This window comes from Ramlibacter sp., from assembly GCF_028291745.1.
GTDB lineage: Bacteria > Pseudomonadota > Gammaproteobacteria > Burkholderiales > Burkholderiaceae_C > Ramlibacter.
In genome coordinates, this window is the sequence record NZ_JAQGNQ010000111.1 from 1 (window position 1) to 16,092 (window position 16,092).

19 protein-coding genes are annotated in these 16,092 nt (G+C 66.5%); 8 read left to right on the forward strand and 11 right to left on the reverse strand.

Annotation, left to right across the window (positions count from 1 at the left end; translation table 11 throughout):
* Positions 1–169 precede the first annotated feature (169 nt).
* From pyrC to JWP60_RS20490, 9 genes are all read right to left on the reverse strand, one after another.
* On the reverse strand, positions 170–1,204 hold the full coding sequence (gene pyrC / locus JWP60_RS20450) for a dihydroorotase (RefSeq protein ID WP_299795431.1): 1,035 nt from the start codon (positions 1,202–1,204) through the stop codon (positions 170–172).
* A 164-nt stretch (positions 1,205–1,368) separates the two neighbouring features.
* A complete protein-coding gene (locus tag JWP60_RS20455) occupies positions 1,369–2,106 on the reverse strand; it encodes an amino acid ABC transporter ATP-binding protein (RefSeq protein WP_299795449.1) in 738 nt (245 codons plus the stop codon).
* A 34-nt stretch (positions 2,107–2,140) separates the two neighbouring features.
* Positions 2,141–2,809: an amino acid ABC transporter permease gene (locus tag JWP60_RS20460; protein WP_299795432.1), complete on the reverse strand. Its 669-nt coding sequence runs from the start codon at positions 2,807–2,809 to the stop codon at positions 2,141–2,143.
* The gene (locus JWP60_RS20465; RefSeq protein WP_299795433.1) at positions 2,810–3,571 is read right to left on the reverse strand and encodes an amino acid ABC transporter permease; all 762 of its coding nucleotides are present in this window, start codon (positions 3,569–3,571) and stop codon (positions 2,810–2,812) included. It lies immediately after the preceding gene.
* Between the two features lie 67 nt (positions 3,572–3,638).
* Complete coding sequence (locus JWP60_RS20470; RefSeq protein WP_299795434.1) at positions 3,639–4,523, reverse strand: amino acid ABC transporter substrate-binding protein; 885 nt, start codon at positions 4,521–4,523, stop codon at positions 3,639–3,641.
* 162 nt (positions 4,524–4,685) lie between these two features.
* The gene (locus JWP60_RS20475; RefSeq protein WP_299795435.1) at positions 4,686–5,633 is read right to left on the reverse strand and encodes a LysR substrate-binding domain-containing protein; all 948 of its coding nucleotides are present in this window, start codon (positions 5,631–5,633) and stop codon (positions 4,686–4,688) included.
* A gap of 36 nt (positions 5,634–5,669) precedes the next feature.
* Positions 5,670–6,029 carry a polyhydroxyalkanoate granule-associated phasin gene (locus JWP60_RS20480; RefSeq protein WP_299795436.1) on the reverse strand — a complete coding sequence of 120 codons (360 nt, stop codon included), beginning with the start codon at positions 6,027–6,029 and terminating at the stop codon, positions 5,670–5,672.
* 100 nt (positions 6,030–6,129) lie between these two features.
* Positions 6,130–6,573, reverse strand: coding sequence for a metallophosphoesterase family protein (locus JWP60_RS20485; RefSeq protein ID WP_299795437.1), 444 nt, complete (start codon positions 6,571–6,573; stop codon positions 6,130–6,132).
* 1 nt (position 6,574) lies between these two features.
* The gene (locus JWP60_RS20490) at positions 6,575–7,006 is read right to left on the reverse strand and encodes a GNAT family acetyltransferase (protein ID WP_299795438.1); all 432 of its coding nucleotides are present in this window, start codon (positions 7,004–7,006) and stop codon (positions 6,575–6,577) included.
* A 106-nt stretch (positions 7,007–7,112) separates the two neighbouring features.
* Here JWP60_RS20490 and JWP60_RS20495 point away from each other — a divergent pair, with 106 nt between their 5' ends.
* Positions 7,113–7,634 carry a DUF2867 domain-containing protein gene (locus tag JWP60_RS20495; protein ID WP_299795439.1) on the forward strand — a complete coding sequence of 174 codons (522 nt, stop codon included), beginning with the start codon at positions 7,113–7,115 and terminating at the stop codon, positions 7,632–7,634.
* A gap of 40 nt (positions 7,635–7,674) precedes the next feature.
* Here JWP60_RS20495 and JWP60_RS20500 read toward each other — a convergent pair whose 3' ends face one another.
* Together JWP60_RS20500 and JWP60_RS20505 are read right to left on the reverse strand one after the other, a co-directional pair.
* Complete coding sequence (locus JWP60_RS20500) at positions 7,675–8,115, reverse strand: Sbal_3080 family lipoprotein (protein ID WP_299795440.1); 441 nt, start codon at positions 8,113–8,115, stop codon at positions 7,675–7,677.
* A 93-nt stretch (positions 8,116–8,208) separates the two neighbouring features.
* Positions 8,209–10,086, reverse strand: a complete 1,878-nt coding sequence (locus JWP60_RS20505) for an ABC transporter ATP-binding protein/permease (protein ID WP_299795441.1) — start codon at positions 10,084–10,086, stop codon at positions 8,209–8,211.
* Positions 10,087–10,125: 39 nt separating this feature from the next.
* Between JWP60_RS20505 and JWP60_RS20510 the strand changes: the two genes are divergently transcribed.
* The 7 genes from JWP60_RS20510 (at position 10,126) to JWP60_RS20540 (ending at position 15,949) form a co-directional block, all read left to right on the forward strand.
* Positions 10,126–10,554 carry an acyl-CoA thioesterase gene (locus tag JWP60_RS20510; protein WP_299795442.1) on the forward strand — a complete coding sequence of 143 codons (429 nt, stop codon included), beginning with the start codon at positions 10,126–10,128 and terminating at the stop codon, positions 10,552–10,554.
* Between the two features lie 47 nt (positions 10,555–10,601).
* The gene (locus JWP60_RS20515; RefSeq protein ID WP_299795443.1) at positions 10,602–11,690 is read left to right on the forward strand and encodes an AI-2E family transporter; all 1,089 of its coding nucleotides are present in this window, start codon (positions 10,602–10,604) and stop codon (positions 11,688–11,690) included.
* A gap of 23 nt (positions 11,691–11,713) precedes the next feature.
* Entirely contained in the window at positions 11,714–12,343 is a 630-nt protein-coding gene (locus JWP60_RS20520) for a TetR/AcrR family transcriptional regulator (RefSeq protein ID WP_299795444.1), read from the forward strand.
* 284 nt (positions 12,344–12,627) lie between these two features.
* Positions 12,628–13,215: an NAD(P)H-dependent oxidoreductase gene (locus JWP60_RS20525; RefSeq protein ID WP_299795445.1), complete on the forward strand. Its 588-nt coding sequence runs from the start codon at positions 12,628–12,630 to the stop codon at positions 13,213–13,215.
* 19 nt (positions 13,216–13,234) lie between these two features.
* Positions 13,235–14,092, forward strand: coding sequence for a creatininase family protein (locus JWP60_RS20530; protein WP_299795446.1), 858 nt, complete (start codon positions 13,235–13,237; stop codon positions 14,090–14,092).
* Between the two features lie 61 nt (positions 14,093–14,153).
* Positions 14,154–15,134 (forward strand): ABC transporter substrate-binding protein, encoded by a 981-nt coding sequence (locus JWP60_RS20535; protein WP_299795447.1) that lies wholly within the window; start codon positions 14,154–14,156, stop codon positions 15,132–15,134.
* A complete protein-coding gene (locus JWP60_RS20540) occupies positions 15,131–15,949 on the forward strand; it encodes an ABC transporter ATP-binding protein (protein ID WP_299795448.1) in 819 nt (272 codons plus the stop codon). The genes JWP60_RS20535 and JWP60_RS20540 overlap by 4 nt, the downstream gene beginning before the upstream one ends.
* Positions 15,950–16,092: the final 143 nt, after the last annotated feature.

Here is a 16,092-nt window from a genome sequence, read left to right on the forward strand (position 1 = left end):
CACTCCCGCATGCCGCCCAGCTTTTCGAGGCCACCGTAGGCACGGCGGATCGTGAGTCGCAGGCCCTGCCCTTCCAGGTGGGCGACCGCGGCGTCGATGCCGGGGGCGGACACGTTGTCGGCGTCGATCAGCAGCGCCGCTTCATCATCGGCCCCAGGTAGTTCCGCTCTCATGCCTGCACCCTCCACGCCAGTGTCTCGCCGCCGCGCAGCGGCTTCAATTCCGCCTCGCCGAAGGGCACCTTGTCGGGCAGATGCCAGCTCTCCTTGTGCAGCGTCAGCGTGCCGGTGTTGCGCGGCAGGCCGTAGAAGTCGGCCCCGAAGAAGCTGGCGAAGCCTTCCAGTCTGGCGAGCGCATCGACGCTGTCGAAAGCTTCGGCATAGAGCTCCATGGCCGACAAGGCGGTATAGCAGCCGGCGCAACCGAGCGCATGCTCCTTGAGCACCGCGGGATGGGGCGCGCTGTCGGTGCCCAGGAAGAATTTCGGGCTGCCGCTGGTGGCCGCTTCGACCAGCGCCTGGCGATGGACCTCGCGCTTGAGCACCGGCAGGCAGTAGTAGTGCGGACGGATCCCGCCCGTGAAGATCGCGTTGCGGTTGTACAGCAGGTGATGTGCGGTGATGGTGCCGGCCGTGAAACGGTCGGCGTCACGCACGTACTGCACCGCTTCCTTGGTGGTCATGTGTTCGACGACGATCTTCAGTTCCGGCAGGTCGCGGCGCAGCGGCGCGAGTTGCGTTTCCAGGAACACCGCCTCGCGATCGAAGATGTCGATATCCGGATCCGTGACTTCGCCGTGCACGAGCAGCAGGATGCCTTCGCGCTGCATGGCTTCGAGCGTGCGATAGGTCTTGCGGATGTCGGTCACGCCGGCGTCGCTGTTGGTCGTGGCGCCCGCCGGATAGAGCTTGACGGCCACGACGCCCGCCTGCCTGGCGCGCACGATCTCCTCGGGCGCGAGATTGTCGGTGAGGTACAGCGACATCAGCGGCTGGAAGGAAACGCCCCGGGGCACCGCCGCGAGGATGCGTTCGCGGTACGCGCCGGCGAGCGCAGCGGTGGTCACCGGCGGCTTGAGGTTGGGCATGATCAATGCCCGGCCGAACTGCGCCGCCGAATGCGGCACGACGCTGGCCATGGCCGCGCCGTCACGTACATGCAGGTGCCAGTCGTCGGGGCGGGTGATGGTGAGGGTCTGGGACATGGCGCGATTGTCCCACCGTCCGGAATGCGGACAACCGGACGCAGAAAGCGCAGAAGTGCCGCAGAAGACGCAAAAAAATCAAGGCAGACTTTGAAAGGTTTTCTTCTGCGCCTTCTGCGCAACTTCTGCGGCTTCTGCGTCCGGTTGCTGGTCTTTCGACTGCCTCAATGCGACAGGATCTTCGAGAGAAAATCCTTCGTGCGCGGCTGCCGCGCTTCCATGTTGCCGAAGAATTCGTCCTTCGAGCAGTCCTCCAGGATGTGCCCGCCGACGTCGATGAAGATCACGCGGTTGGCCACCTTGCGGGCGAAGCCCATCTCGTGCGTGACGACCATCATCGTCATGCCTTCCTTGGCCAGGCCGACCATCACGTCCAGCACCTCGCCAACCATCTCGGGGTCGGGCGCCGCGGTCTGCTCGTCGAACGGCATCACGTAGGGATCCATCGACAACGCCCGCGGGATGGCCACGCGCTGCTGCTGGCCGCCCGACAGCTGGCCGGGGTACTTGTCCTTGTGCCCGGTCAGGCCGACGCGATCGAGCATCTTCAGGCCGCGCACCTTGGCTTCGTCTGCGCTGCGCCCCAGCACCTTCACCTGCGCGATGGTCAGGTTCTCCGTCACCGACAGATGCGGGAACAGCTCGAAGTGCTGGAACACCATGCCGACGTGGCTGCGCAATTGCGGCAGGTTGGTCTTCGGGTCGTTGACTTGCGTCCCGTTGACGAAGATCTCGCCCTTCTGGATCGGCTCCAGTCCGTTGACGGTCTTGATCAGCGTCGACTTGCCCGAGCCGGAAGGCCCGCACACCACCACCACGTCGCCCTTGGCGATCTGCACCGAGCAGTCGTGCAGCACCTGCACGGGCCCATACCACTTGGACACGTTGCGGATGGCGATCATCATTTCTTGGTCGGCCATGGGGACTTTCTCGTTCTCAGCGGATGATGGCGATCTTCTTCTGCAGTCCCTTTACCAGCCAGGAGAGCGTGAAGCAGATGACGAAATAAAGGATGGCGGCAAGGATGTACGCCTCGCGCGGATGGCTCAGGTTGTTGCCGGCGACGGTGAAGCCGTGCAGCATGTCGCCCGCCGTGATGATGTAGACCAGCGAGGTGTCCTGGAACAGGATGATGGTCTGCGTGAGGAACACCGGAATCATGTTGCGAAAGGCCTGCGGCAGGATCACCAGCCGCATGTTCTGCCCGTAGCTCATGCCCAGCGCCTGGCCCGCGTACACCTGGCCGCGCGCGATCGACTGGATGCCGGCGCGCACGATCTCCGAGAAGTACGCCGCCTCGAAGGCAATGAAGGTCACCACCGCCGTCAGCTCGGCACCGATCGGGCGACCGATCAGGAAGGGCACCAGCAGGAAGAACCACAACAGCACCATCAGCAGCGGGATGGACCGCATGCCATTGACATAGGTGGCGGCAGGCAGCGCCAGCACCTTCTTGCCCGAGAGGCGCATCAGCGCCAGCGCCGTGCCGAACAGGACGCCGCCAATGGTGGACACGAGCGTCAGCGCGAAGCTGAAATACATGCCCTTGAGCACGTAGGCCCGGAAGACGTCCCAGGTGAAGAAGGAAAAGTCGAGTGCGGGCATCTAGTGTCCGCCCCCGGGGCTCGCGACCATCCCGGGCACCCGCACGCGCTTCTCGATGAAGGCCATGACCCGGTTGATGGCCAGCGCCGAAACCACGTACAGCGCAGTGACGCCCAGGTAGATCTCGATGCCGTGCGCCGTCTCCTCGCCCGCCTGCTGCGCGAAGAAGGTCAGCTCGGTGATCGACACCGCGAAGGCCACCGAGGAATTCTTGAAGATGTTCATCGCCTCGCTCGTGAGCGGCGGCACGATGATGCGAAAGGCCATGGGCAGCAGCACGTAGCGGTAGTACTGCGGCGTCGTGAAACCCATCGCCATGCCGGCGTAGCGCTGCCCGCGTGGCAGCGCCTGGATGCCCGCGCGCACCTGCTCCGCGATGCGCGCCGAAGTGAACAGGCCCAGGGCCGCGACCACCAGCGCCAGCTTGGGCATGCGGGCGAAGGCGGGAAACAGCACCGGCACCACGTGATACCAGAGGAAGACCTGCACCAGCAGCGGAATGTTGCGGAAGAACTCGACCCACCAGTTGCCCAGGCGCGCGAGCCAGGGGCTGTCGGGCAGCGTGCGGATGGTGCCGGCCACCGAGCCCACCACCAGCGCCACGACCAGCGACAGCGCGGCCACCAGCACGGTCTGTCCCCAGGCGGAGATCAGCCAGTCCAGGTAGGTCTGCGTGCCATTGGCGCCGCCGGAGCCGAAGCATCCCGCCACCGCCGTCTTGTCGATCGTGTCCTGGCAGAAGATCTGCCAATCCAGGGCCATCGCTGCTCCTCGGGTGCGGAAAGAAAAAAGCCGGCCGCGGGCAAGCCCGCGTGGCCGGCGTGTCGCCTTACTTGTTGAAGTCTTCGGCGGGCTTGTCGCTGGGGTTCTTCACCAGGTCGGCCAGCACCGTGCCCATGGGCAGGTTGACGCTGGTGTTCTTGGGCGGGATCGGCTGCAGGAACCACTTGGTGTACAGCAGCTTGATCTCGCCGTCCTTCATGGCCTTGCGGATGTAGTCGTCCACCGCCGCCTTGAACTTGGGATCGTCCTTGCGGATCATGATCGCGATGGGTTCGACGTTGAGCGTCTCGCCCACGATCTTGAAGCCCTTCGGGTTGGACGAACCGGCGATCAGGCCGGCCAGGATGTTGTCGTCCATCACGAAGGCGTCGGCACGGCCGGATTCCAGCAGCAGGAAACTGTCGGCGTGGTCCTTGCCGTAGACCTCGTTGAACTTGATGTTCTGCGCGCGCTTGTTCTTGCGCAGCAGCGCCACCGAGGTGGTGCCCGTGGTGGTGGCCACGGTCTTGTCGTTCAGGTCGGCAACCGACTTGATGCTGGAGGTGGCCTTGACGGCCGTGCGCACTTCCGTGACGTAGGTGGTGAGGGCGAAGGCGACGTCCTTCTGGCGCGCCGCGTTGTTGGTGGTGGAGCCGCACTCGATGTCGACCGTTCCGTTCTGCACCAGCGGGATCCGGTTGGCGGAGGTGACCGGCACGTACTCGATCAAGACGCCGGGCAGCACGGCCTTCAGGATGCGCTGGCACAGCTCCACGTGGTAGCCGGTGTACTGGCCGTTGCCCAGCGTGTACGACAGCGGCGCCGACGATTCGCGCACCCCCATGACGACCTTGCCGGCGGACTTGGCCTTGGCCAGCGTGTCGGTGGCCTGCGCGAAGGCGCCGGTGGCGACCGCCGACAGCACCATGGCCAGCAAAAGCTTGTTCTTCATTCGTATCTCCTGTGATGACGCGATGCGATCGCAACGCAAACTGAAATTCTAGAGCCGCTCGCACCGACCGCCGGGCCCCCGCGCGCCCGGAAGCTTAGGGCTTGCGCGGGACAGCGTAAGCAGGGTTTATGCCCGGTGGCATGGCAACACGCCACCAAGCCGTCAGCCTTTGGCCAGTGTCTCAGTGCCCCCGCCCGCGGCGAGGAAGGACCACAGCGCTTGCGCCCTGGCCTTGGCCGGCTGCTTCTCGCGCGGCCGCTCGCGGTACGCCCGCACCTCCATCGCGATCTCGAGGACAGCGAGTTCCGGCGGCGCGGGCGTCACCAGCGTGCGTGCGCGCAGCTCCTTCGTCACGGCGCTGTGCGGCAGGAAGGCGATGCCGTGACCTTCGAGCGCCATCACCTTCAGGCCTTCGGCCATGTCGGTCTCGTAGACGCGATCGAGGTGGATCGCCGTTCCGGACTCCTTGAGGAGCAGGTCGGTCACGCGTCCGAGATAGGCGCCGGGCGCGTAGCCCAGATAAGGCAGTGGATGCGTCGGTCGGCCGGGCAGCCGGAACAGCGGTTCGCCGTGCGCGTCGGGCTTGCACCACGGCGCGAGCGTCTCCGTGCCGAGGGTCACCATCTCATAACGGGCGGCATCCAGCTGCAGCGGCTGCGAGGCATGGTGATAGGCGATCAGCACGTCGCAGTTGCCTTCGACCAGGCGCATGGCGGCGTCGTGCACGTTCATCGCGATCAGGCGGGTCTTGATCGGGCCGAACTGCTCGCGCAGGCTGGAGAGCCACGCCGGGAAGAAAGTGAAGGCCAGCGTGTGCGGCACGGCGAACTCGATCACGTCCTGGCCGGCGGCCGCGTGGCCGCGCAGCATGGCGCGCGTGTTGTGCAGGGCCTGCAGCATCTCCAGCGATTGCGCATGGAGCGTCTCGCCCGCGGGCGTGAGGCGCGTGGGGTAGGAACTGCGGTCGACCAGGTCCGTGCCCGCCCAGGCCTCCAGGGCCTGGATGCGGCGGGAAAACGCAGGCTGCGTCACGTGGCGCAGCTGCGCCGAGCGGCTGAAGCTGCGGGTCTCGGCGAGGCTGACGAAGTCTTCCAGCCACTTGGTTTCCATGGCGCCCATATTGCCATGGGCACGCCCGACTCCCGCTCAGCGCAAGGATGTGCGCGCCAGCCGCTTCGCGTTGGCGGTCGCCTTGCGATGCACGGGGGCCATGCCCTTGGCGGCGATCTGGTGCAGATCGATCGCCGGCGCGCGGGCGCCCTGCAACATCGCCATCCACGTCTTCTGCATGGCTGCGGTCGTGGCCCACCCCATGGCGAACCACGATTGCCAGAAGGCATGCACCTTCTCCTGGGCCATGCCATCGAATTCGCGGCGGTCGCGCGCGTTCGGGATCGGCCCGGCAAGCGCCATGCGCGTGAGGCGGTGGGCCATCACCTGCGGCACGGCCAGCGCGAGCTCGGAGGACTGGCGCACCAGGCGCTGGGTCTTGCGGCGATTGGTCATCCGATGATTCTGGGCAAGGCAAGCGCGCGGCCGGTGTCGGCGGACTTCCCGTTGTGCGCACCGTGCTGGATGGCAGGCCACGCTCGCAATGACATCCAGCTCAGAACTGCACCAAGGTTGCGCGCACCGCGCCGCCATCGATGCGCAATTCGCCCGCCGAGATCGGCAACTTGAACCGGCGCGGTCCGGCGCTGCCCGGGTTCACGTAAAGCACGCCCGCGCGCTCGTTCACCACGGGCTTGTGCGAGTGCCCGGAGATCACCACCCGTGCGCTGGCGGGCAGCACCAGCTCCTTGACGTCGTGCACCATGTGCACGGTCACGCCCCCGAGCTCCACGCTCACGGCTTCCGGCAGGCGCTGTGCCCAGGGGCCGCGGTCGTTGTTGCCGCGCACCGCCGTCAGCGGCGCGAGTTGCGCCAGCGCCTGCAGCACCGCATCGCCACAGAGATCGCCGGCATGCAGGATGTGGTCGCTGCCGCGCAGGTACTCCAGCACCTCGGGCCGCAGCAGGTCGTGCGTGTCGGAGACCAGGCCGATGCGCATGTCACTCGTCGCAGATCAGGCGCTTGCCGAGCGGCACCGACTCGTCCTGCGCGTACCCCAGCTTGCCGTAGAAGGCCAGCACGCCGGCATTGGTGCTGCGCACGAGCAGGCTCAACTTCGGGCAGCCGCGCGCCAGCAGCTCCTGTTCGACCCGCCGCATCAGTTGCGTGGCGATGCCCTGCCCGCGCTGGGCCGGCGCCACGGCCAGGTAGTAGACCCACCCGCGATGCCCGTCATGCCCCGCCATGATGGTGGCGGCAATGCGGCCTGCGCGCTCGACCACCAGGAACAGCTCGCGCTGCACGTGCAACTTGCGGGCGATGTCCTTGTGCGGATCGTTCCAGGGCCGCGTCAGGCCGCACTCCTGCCAGAGGGCGACGACCTGGTCCTCGTCGGACTCGCGATAAGGGCGTGTGAGGGCGGGCGTGCTCAAGATGCGCACAGTATCGCCGCCTGCGCGCGCAAACTGCGGGGGGCTGGCGCGCAGGGCGGGCACGAGCGGATCCGCTGCTCGAACGCTATCAGGACTGGAGGCAGAGATGGACTTTGCGGAATGCGGGCTTCCCGCCACGAGCATGCTGGATCGCCAATGGGTAGCGGCCGCGTACTACCAGGACTCGTACTGCGCCCCCTTGAGCCAACCCGGCGCGGCCGTGGTCGATATCTTCCAAGGCATCTTCGCGCACCATCCGCCGTGGATGAAAGCGGCACTGATCCTGCGCAACTGGATCGTCTTTTTCTTCGGGCTCGATGCGGCAGCGGCGTCCGAAGTGCTGAAGTTTCAGGTGAAAGGCAGCAACGCCGTCGGCGGCCAACTGGGCGTATGGCCCATCCTGGCCCTCACCGAGACCGAACTCATCACCGGTCGAGACAACAGGCATCTCGACTTCAGGCTTTCGGTGCTGAAGGTCGCTGATGGCGCGAACGCGAAGGTCGTGGTCTCGACGGTGTGCAAGGTGCACAACGTGTTCGGCAAGATCTACCTGTTCCTGATCTTGCCGTTCCACCAATGGGGCCTGAAAAAGATCATTTGCAGGGCGATCGTCGCCGGACGGGTGTGACGCCCGGTCGCGCCGTTCACGCGGCCGGACCTCCGATGCGTCAGCTGCCGGCGCCGCCCGGGAACAGCTGGTTCACCAACTCGTCGATCTTGTGATCGGCGGCGATGAACTTGTTCATGTTCGCGCCGCCGCGCAGGGCGTCGTATTTCGCCTCGCCGATCGGTCGACCCTTGCTGTACACCTTGATCTCCGCGTAGGCCATGTACATCGCGAGGTCCCAGCGCCAGTTCGCCGTGTAGGTCGAGGTCACCGGGCAATCGGTGATCGCGGAGGACGGCGGCAGCTGGCGCACGGTGTAGCCCTTGGTGGCCAGCGAACGCTGATACGCCTCCATGAATCCGGCCCGCACTGCGGGGTTGTGGATCACGCAGATCTCTCGACCCTCGACCTGGCCGACCGGCTTGATCGTCTGCTGAATGGCGCAGCCGGCCAGCACCGAAACTGCGCACAGGCTCGCGCCCAGGACTTTGACGAAACGCATGGGGAATCCCTCCGGAATCTTTGTAGTGCTTGGGGGCATGGCGCCCCGGCCGCGACTATAGCGACCGCTTGTTGCGCGCCGCCGACAGCTGCACTACATCCCGATCACTTCCGCGAACGCCTCGCCTTCGGCGCTTTGCTGCAGGGCCCACATGTCCGCATAGCGGCCGCCACGCGCCAGCAACTGCTGGTGCGTGCCGCGCTCGATGATGCGGCCCGCCTCCATCACCAGGATCTCGTGCGCGTCGACCACCGTCGACAGGCGGTGCGCGATCACCAGCGTGGTCTTGTTCTGCGCGGCGCTTTTCAGCTCCGCCTGGATCGCGCGCTCGTTGGCGCTGTCCAGGGCCGAGGTCGCCTCGTCGAAGATCAGGATCGGCGGATCCTTCAGCAGCGTGCGCGCAATGGCCACCCGCTGCTTCTCGCCGCCCGAGAGCTTCAGGCCGCGTTCGCCCACCATCGTCTGGTAACCCGTGGGCGTGGAGGCGATGAAGCCGTGGATGCGCGCCGCCCGCGCGGCCTCTTCCACCTGCGCGTGGCTCGCGCCGGGGCGGCCATAGGCGATGTTGTATTCCACCGTGTCGTTGAACAGCACGGTGTCCTGCGGCACGATGCCGATGGCCTGGCGCACGCTGGCCTGCGTCACCGCGCGCAGGTCCTGGCCGGCGATCGTGATGCGGCCCCCCGCCACCGAAGGGCGGCCGGGAATTCCCACGTCGTAGAAGCGATACAGCAGGCGCGCCAGCGTCGACTTGCCGGAGCCCGAAGGGCCGACCACGGCCACCGTCTTGCCGGCCGGAATCTCGAAGCTCACGTCGTGCAGGATCTGGCGGCTCGGCTCGTAGGCGAATTGCACGTGGTCGAAGCGCACGCTCCAATCGCCGCCGCGCAGCGGCTGCGCATCGGGCCGGTCGGCGACCTCGCGCTCCTTCTCCATCAGCGTGAACATCTTGTCCAGGTCGGTCAGGCTCTGCTTGATCTCGCGGTACAGCACGCCCAGGAAGTTGAGCGGGATGTACAGCTGGATCATGTAGGCGTTGATCATCACCAGGTCGCCCAGCGTCATGCGGCCGTCCACCACGCCCAGCGTCGCGCGGTACAGCATGCCGACCAGGCCGATGGCGATGATCACCTGCTGGCCCGTATTGAGCAGCGACAGCGTGGTCTGCGCCTTCAGCCGCGCCTGCCGCAGGCGCTGCAGGCTCTCGTCGTAGCGGCGCGCCTCGAAGTCTTCGTTGTTGAAGTACTTGACCGTCTCGTAGTTCAGCAGCGAGTCCACCGCCTTGCTATGGGCGGCCGAATCGAACTCGTTGGCGTCGCGCCGGAACTGCGTGCGCCACTCCGTGACGCTGACCGTGAACGTGATGTAGACCACCAGCGCCGCGATCGTGATCCAGGCGAACCAGACATCGAACTTGACCGCCAGGATGGTCAGCACCATGGCCACTTCGATCAGGGTCGGCACGATCGAATAGAGCGAATACGAGATCAGAGACTCGATGCCGCGCACGCCGCGCTCGATGTCGCGGGTCATGCCACCGGTCTGCCGCTCGAGGTGGAAGCGCAGTGCGAGCGCGTGCAGGTGGCGGAAGGTTTCCAGCGCGATGCTGCGGGCCGCGCCCTGCGTGGCCTTGGAGAACACCAGTTCGCGCAGTTCGGTGAACACGGAGGTCGACAGGCGCAGCAGCCCATAGGCCACCAGCAGGCCGACCGGCACCACCAGCACGGCAAGCGGGTTGCCGGCCTTCACGTCCATGGCGTCCACCAGGTGCTTGAGCAGCCAGGGCACCCCAACGTTGGCCAGCTTGGCGCCGATCATGAACAGCAGCGCGAACAGCCCGCGCCACTTGTAGTCCCAGAGATAGGGAATCAGGCGCTTGAGCGTGCTCCAGTCGGAACGGCCGGCGCTCTGGCCGGCCGTCTGGCCAGCGGGAATCGGAAGGGAGGAAGACAGTTCGCCGCCGCGACGCATGGGGGAGAATCCGTTGACTATCGAAAAGAGATTGTGCCCATGTCTGCAAATGCAAGTACCCCAGCGGCCCACAGAGTCGCTCCGCCCCCCGCCGCGCCTTCCGACAAGGAACTGGTGCTCAAGGTGATTCCCATGCCGGCCGACACCAACGGCAATGGCGACATCTTCGGCGGCTGGGTCATGGCCCAGGTCGACCTGGCCGGCTCGGTCATCCCCGCGCGCGTGATCCGGGGCCGCATGGCGACGGTCGCCGTGAAGGAATTCGTCTTCAAGCAGCCGGTGCGGGTGGGCGACATCCTGAGCTTCTATTCGTCGGTCACCCGCATAGGCCGCACCTCGATCACGGTGGACGTGGAGGTGTTTGCCGAGCGCTTCCGCTCGCAGGGCGAGTTCGTCAAGGTGACGGAGGCGCTGGTGACGTATGTGGCGATCGACGACGACGGCAAGCCGAAGGAGATTCCGCGCTAGGGCCTGTTCACGCCCTCCCCACCCGTTTTTGCTTTAGGCTCGCCCCGATGAGTTCGCCCAACCCGCTCAAGACCCCGGAACTCGAGTTCAAGTCGCTGCTGTTCCTGGTGGTGGTGGCGACGGTGCTCTTCTTCCTGATCCTCTGGCCCTTTTTCGGCGCGGTCTGCTGGGCCGTCTTCATCACGCTGGTCTTCTGGCCCATGCACCAGCACTTGCTGGAAGGCAGCCACGGCCGGCGCAACATGGCGGCACTGGCGTCCGTGGTCGTCATCCTGCTGATCGTGATCCTGCCGCTGTCGCTGCTGGCGGCATCCATCACGCAGGAGGCCGCGGCGCTGGTGGACAAGATGCGCTCCGGCGACATCCAGATCTCGAGCTACTTCCAGCGCTTCATGGCGGCCCTGCCCGAGTGGGCGCGCAGCGTGCTGCATCGCTTCGGCCTGGGCGATCTCGCGGTGCTGCAGACCAAGCTGATGACGGCGGTGAGCACCAGCGGCCAGGCGCTCACCTCGCGCGTGGTGGGCATCGGCCAGGGCACGCTGGATTTCTTCGTCGCCTTCTTCGTGATGATCTACATGCTGTTCTTCCTGTTTCGCGACGGCGAGCAGCTCACGCAGTCGATCTCCCGCGCGATCCCCCTGCACCCGCAGCACACGCGCCGCCTGCTGACGCAGTTCGCGATCGTGGTTCGTGCCACGGTCAAGGGCAACATCGCCCTGGCGCTGGTGCAAGGCGCCCTCGGCGGCGTCGCCTTCTGGGTGCTGGGCCTGCCCGGCGCCATCCTCTGGGGCGCCGTGATGGCCGTGTTGTCGCTGATGCCCGCGATCGGGGCGGCGATCGTGTGGGGCCCGGTGGCGGGCTACTACCTGTTGTCCGGCGACGTGCTGCGCGGCGTGGGCCTCATCGTGTGGGGCACGGTGGTGATCGGCCTGATCGACAACTTCCTGCGCCCGCGGCTCGTGGGTCGCGACACGCGCATGCCGGACTACCTGGTGCTGGTGGCCACGCTGGGCGGCATCGTGGTCTTCGGGCTCAACGGCTTCGTGATCGGTCCGGTGATCGCGGCGGTGTTCCTGGTCAGCTGGGAGATGCTGGCCTCGGTGCGGCAGCAGGGTACGCCGCTGCCGCCGGCCTGAGCGGCTGCTACCATCGCGCGCACATGCGCGCCGACGAGACCCCCCGCCCCCGCGCCCGCCAGAACCGCGAGCGCGTGATGGCGGCCATCCGCGCGGCGGCCATCGCGGAGTTCAGCAAGAACGGCCTGGCCGGCAGCTCCACGCAGGCGATCGCCGAGCGCGCCGGCCTGACCAAGCCGCAGCTGCACTACTACATCGAAGGCAAGGAGCAGCTGTACGAGGAGCTGCTGATGTCCGTGGTGGAGGACTGGAAGGGCCTCTTCGATGCCAGCTCGGGCGACCCGGCGCGCGTGCTGGGCGACTACATCCGCTCCAAGATCGACCTGGCCTTCGACAAGCCGGAGATCTCGCGCCTGTTCACGCGCGAGGTACTCGATGGTGGCCACAATCTGGAGAAGTTCTGGCCCGACTCGCGCAAGGTCACGCGCGACAAGGTGGCCGTGATCAACGGCTGGATCGCCCGCGGGCTGATGCGGCCGGTGGACGCCCACACGCTGCTGATGGCGATCTGGGCGATGACGCAGTTCTACGCCGACTCCGCTGTGCAAGTCCAGCAGTTGCGCAAACCGGGCCACCCCGGCTGGATGCCGCAACGGCACAAGCTGGTGGAGGAGCTGACGGGCTTCGTGCTGCGGGGCTGCGGGATTGGTTGACCGGTTGCGTTCGATCGACTCGTTTCTGAACGCAGAAATCGCAGAAGTGACGCAGAAAACGCAGAAGACCCTCTAGCTTTTCCTTGTCCTTTCTGCGGCTTCTGCGCACTTCTGCGCCTTCTGCGTTCAAGAATCTCCGCACCGCACGACGCCTTTCGTTCCCTGGCACGCCCCTTGCTGAATTTGACCAAACAGTCAGATTGTTTGGTCAACATTGAAGCGCTTTGCCCTTTCTTCCGCCACCCGCCGCGCCAATCCGGTGCGCGCGCGCTGAGGACGCACCAATGCACGTCCTCGTCGTCTACTGCCATCCGGTCGAGACCAGCTTCGCCTCCGCCCTGCACCAGGACGTGGTGAGCAACCTGCGGGGCGCCGGCCACACGGTCGACGACTGCGACCTGTATGCCGAAGGCTTCAACCCCGTGATGTCGCGTGAGGAGCGCCTCGGCTATCACGAGGTGCCCTCCAACCGGGAGCCCGTCGCCGGCTACATCGCACGGCTGAAGCGAGCCGACGCCCTCGTCTTCTGCTTTCCCACCTGGTGCTTCGGGCTGCCGGCGATGCTCAAGGGCTTCTTCGATCGCCTGCTGATGCCCGGCGTCGCCTTCGACCTGAGCGACCCCGCGCACGTCAAGCCGATGCTCACCAACCTGAAGCGCATCTCCGCGGTCGTCACCTACGGCCGCCCGCGCTGGATGGCCTGGTACATGGGCGATCCGCCGCGGCGCATCGTCACCCGCTACCTCAAGCGCCTCACCGGCAACCAGGCGCGCGTGGACTACCACGCCTATTACTACATGAACGTTGCCACCCCGCCGCGCCTCGCCGCCTTCAAGCAGCGCGTGGCGCAGGCGATGGCGCACTTCGCCTGACCCGAAAGAGAACCCGATCATGATGCACGGCTACACCCCGCCCCACCGCTTCCTGCCCTACCTGAGCTGGACCGAGATCGCCGCGCTGCCGGATCGCGAGAACACGGTCATCGTGCTGCCGGTCGGCGCGATCGAACAGCATGGCCCGCACCTGCCCTGCGCCGTCGACAGCGTGATCTCCGCCGGCGTGATGGGCCGCGCGCTGGAGAAGCTGCCCTCCGAGGTGCGCGCCTTCGGCCTTGCCCCCATCACCTACGGCAAGTCCGACGAACACCTGCATTTCCCCGGCACGATGACGCTGACCGGGCCCACGCTGTTGAACGTGGTGCAGGAGATCGGCGAATCGGTCTATCGCGCCGGCTTTCGCAAGCTGCTGTTCGCCAACGGCCACGGCGGCCAGCCGCAGGTGCTGGAGATGGCCGCTCGCGAACTGCGCCTGCGCCATGGCGACTTCGTGGTCGTTCCCTTCCACGTCTCGCGCCTGCCCAATGCATCGGGCAAGTTCATCTCGGACCAGGAGAAGAAGCAAGCCATGCACGCGGGCCACTCGGAGACGGCGCTGCTGCTCGCGCTCGCCCCCGACACGGTGCACATGGAGCGCGCCGTCGCCAACTTCCCGCCGGTGTTCCCCTCGAAGCTGCTCTCCCCCGACGGCCGCCCGGCCTGCGCCTGGACGGCGCGCGACTTCGGTCCCAGCGGCGTCATCGGCGATCCGCTGGGCGCCACGCGCGAACAGGGCGAGGAGATCCTCGACACCCTGTCCGACAGCTGGGCCCAGGCCATCACCGACCTGTTCCGCATGCAGTGGGTGGTGCGCGACGTGCCGTCGTGGGGCCATGTGCACCAGCAAGGCCACGTCGAGACCGGCCTGCGCTGAGCCCGCATTCGGCGCGCATTTTGCAAGACCTTCTTCCGCCATCCATCAACCAGAGATTCCCATGAAGACGTCGTTCACCCGCTCCCTCCTTGCCATCGCCGGCATCGCCCTCGCCTGCTCCGCGCATGGCGAGGAGAAGTTCACGTACATGACCAACTGGTATGCGCAGGCCGAGCACGGCGGCTTCTACCAGGCCGTGGCCACCGGCATCTACAAGAAGTACGGGCTCGACGTGACCATCAAGATGGGCGGCCCCCAAGTCAACGTGATGCAGCTCATGGCGGCCGGCCAGGCCGACTGCATCATGGGCTCGAGCGACCTGCAGATGGTGATCGCGCGCTCCAGCGGCGTGCCGGTCACTACGGTGGCCGCGGTGTTCCAGAAGGACCCGCAGGTACTGATCTCGCATGACGACGTGAACAGCTTCGAGGAGATGAAGGGCAAGACGATCCTGATCGCCCCGTCCGCGCAGCGCGGCTACTGGTTGTGGCTGAAGCAGAAGTACGGCTTCGAAGACTCGCAGCTGCGCCCCTACACCTTCAACATCCAGCCCTTTGTCGCCGACAAGAACGCGGTGCAGCAGGGCTATCTCACGTCCGAGACCTTCGCGATCCAGAAGGCCGGCGTCAAGGCCAAGGCCCACCTGTTCGCCGACAAGGGCTGGACTTCGTATGCCACCACCGTGTCGTGCATGGACGAGACGATCAAGACCCGCAACAAGGCCGTGGGCGCCTTCGTCAAGGCGACGATGGAAGGCTGGAAGAGCTACCTGGCCGATCCGGCGCCGGGCAACGCGCTGATCAAGAAGGACAACCCCAGCATGTCCGACGAACAGCTCGCGTACAGCGTGGCCAAGCTCAAGGAGATGGGCATCGTCACCGGCGGCGACGCGCCCAGGCTGGGCATCGGCATGATGAACGAGCAGCGCATCGCCACCAACTTCAAGTTCCTGGTGGACAACAAGCTGGTCGATCCCGCCAAGGTGACGCCCGCCGCCGCCTACGACTTCGCCTTCATCAAGGACGCGAAGGTGATGCCGTGATACGCGAAGCGCCGGCGGTGCTGGCGCCTGCAGGGCCCGCGATCGAGGTCCTGTCCGCGCACAAGACCTACCCGAATGGCACGGTCGCCCTGCAGCCGGTGGACCTGTCCGTTGCCGAGGGCGAGTTCGTCACGCTGCTGGGCCCCTCGGGCTGCGGCAAGAGCACGCTGCTGAAGATGGTGGCCGGCCTGCTGGAGCCCACGGACGGGCGCCTGCTGCTGTGGCGCAAGCCCGTGGCGCAACTGGAAGCGAGCGGCCGCAAGATGGCCTTCGTGTTCCAGTCGCCGACGCTGATGCCCTGGGCCAGCGTGCAGGCCAACGTGCGCCTGCCGCTGGAGCTGGCGGGCGTGTCGCGCAGCGAGGCCGACGCGCGCGTCGCCGACGCATTGGCGCTCGTCGGCCTGGCGAAGTTCGCACGGGCCCTGCCGCGCAACCTCTCCGGCGGCATGCAGATGCGGGTGTCGATCGCCCGCGGCCTGGTGGTGCAGCCGCAGCTCTTGCTGATGGACGAGCCCTTCGGCGCGCTCGACGAGATCACGCGCCACAAGCTCGATGCCGACCTGCTGGCGCTGTGGCGCGAGAAGAAACTCACCGTGGTCTTCGTCACCCACTCGATCCACGAGGCGGTGTTCCTCTCCAGCCGCGTCGTGATGATGGCCGCGCGGCCGGGTCGCATCGTCGACGAATTCAAGATCGACGAGCCGTATCCGCGCCAGCCGGAATTCATGGTGTCGGCACGCTTCGCGGAATACGCGCGCAGGCTGCAGGAGAGCCTGCTGCGGGCGAGCCGCGAGAACGAGGAGGAAGCGCTGTGAGCACGATGCTGCCTTCGGAACTTTCGGATGTCGCTCCTTCCCCCTCCGGGGGAAGGCGGGGATGGGGGCGCGGCGTCCGGCAAGCGCCGCCGCCTCTTCAAGCGCCGAGCGCCCCCACCCCAACCCTCCCCCGGAGGGGGAGG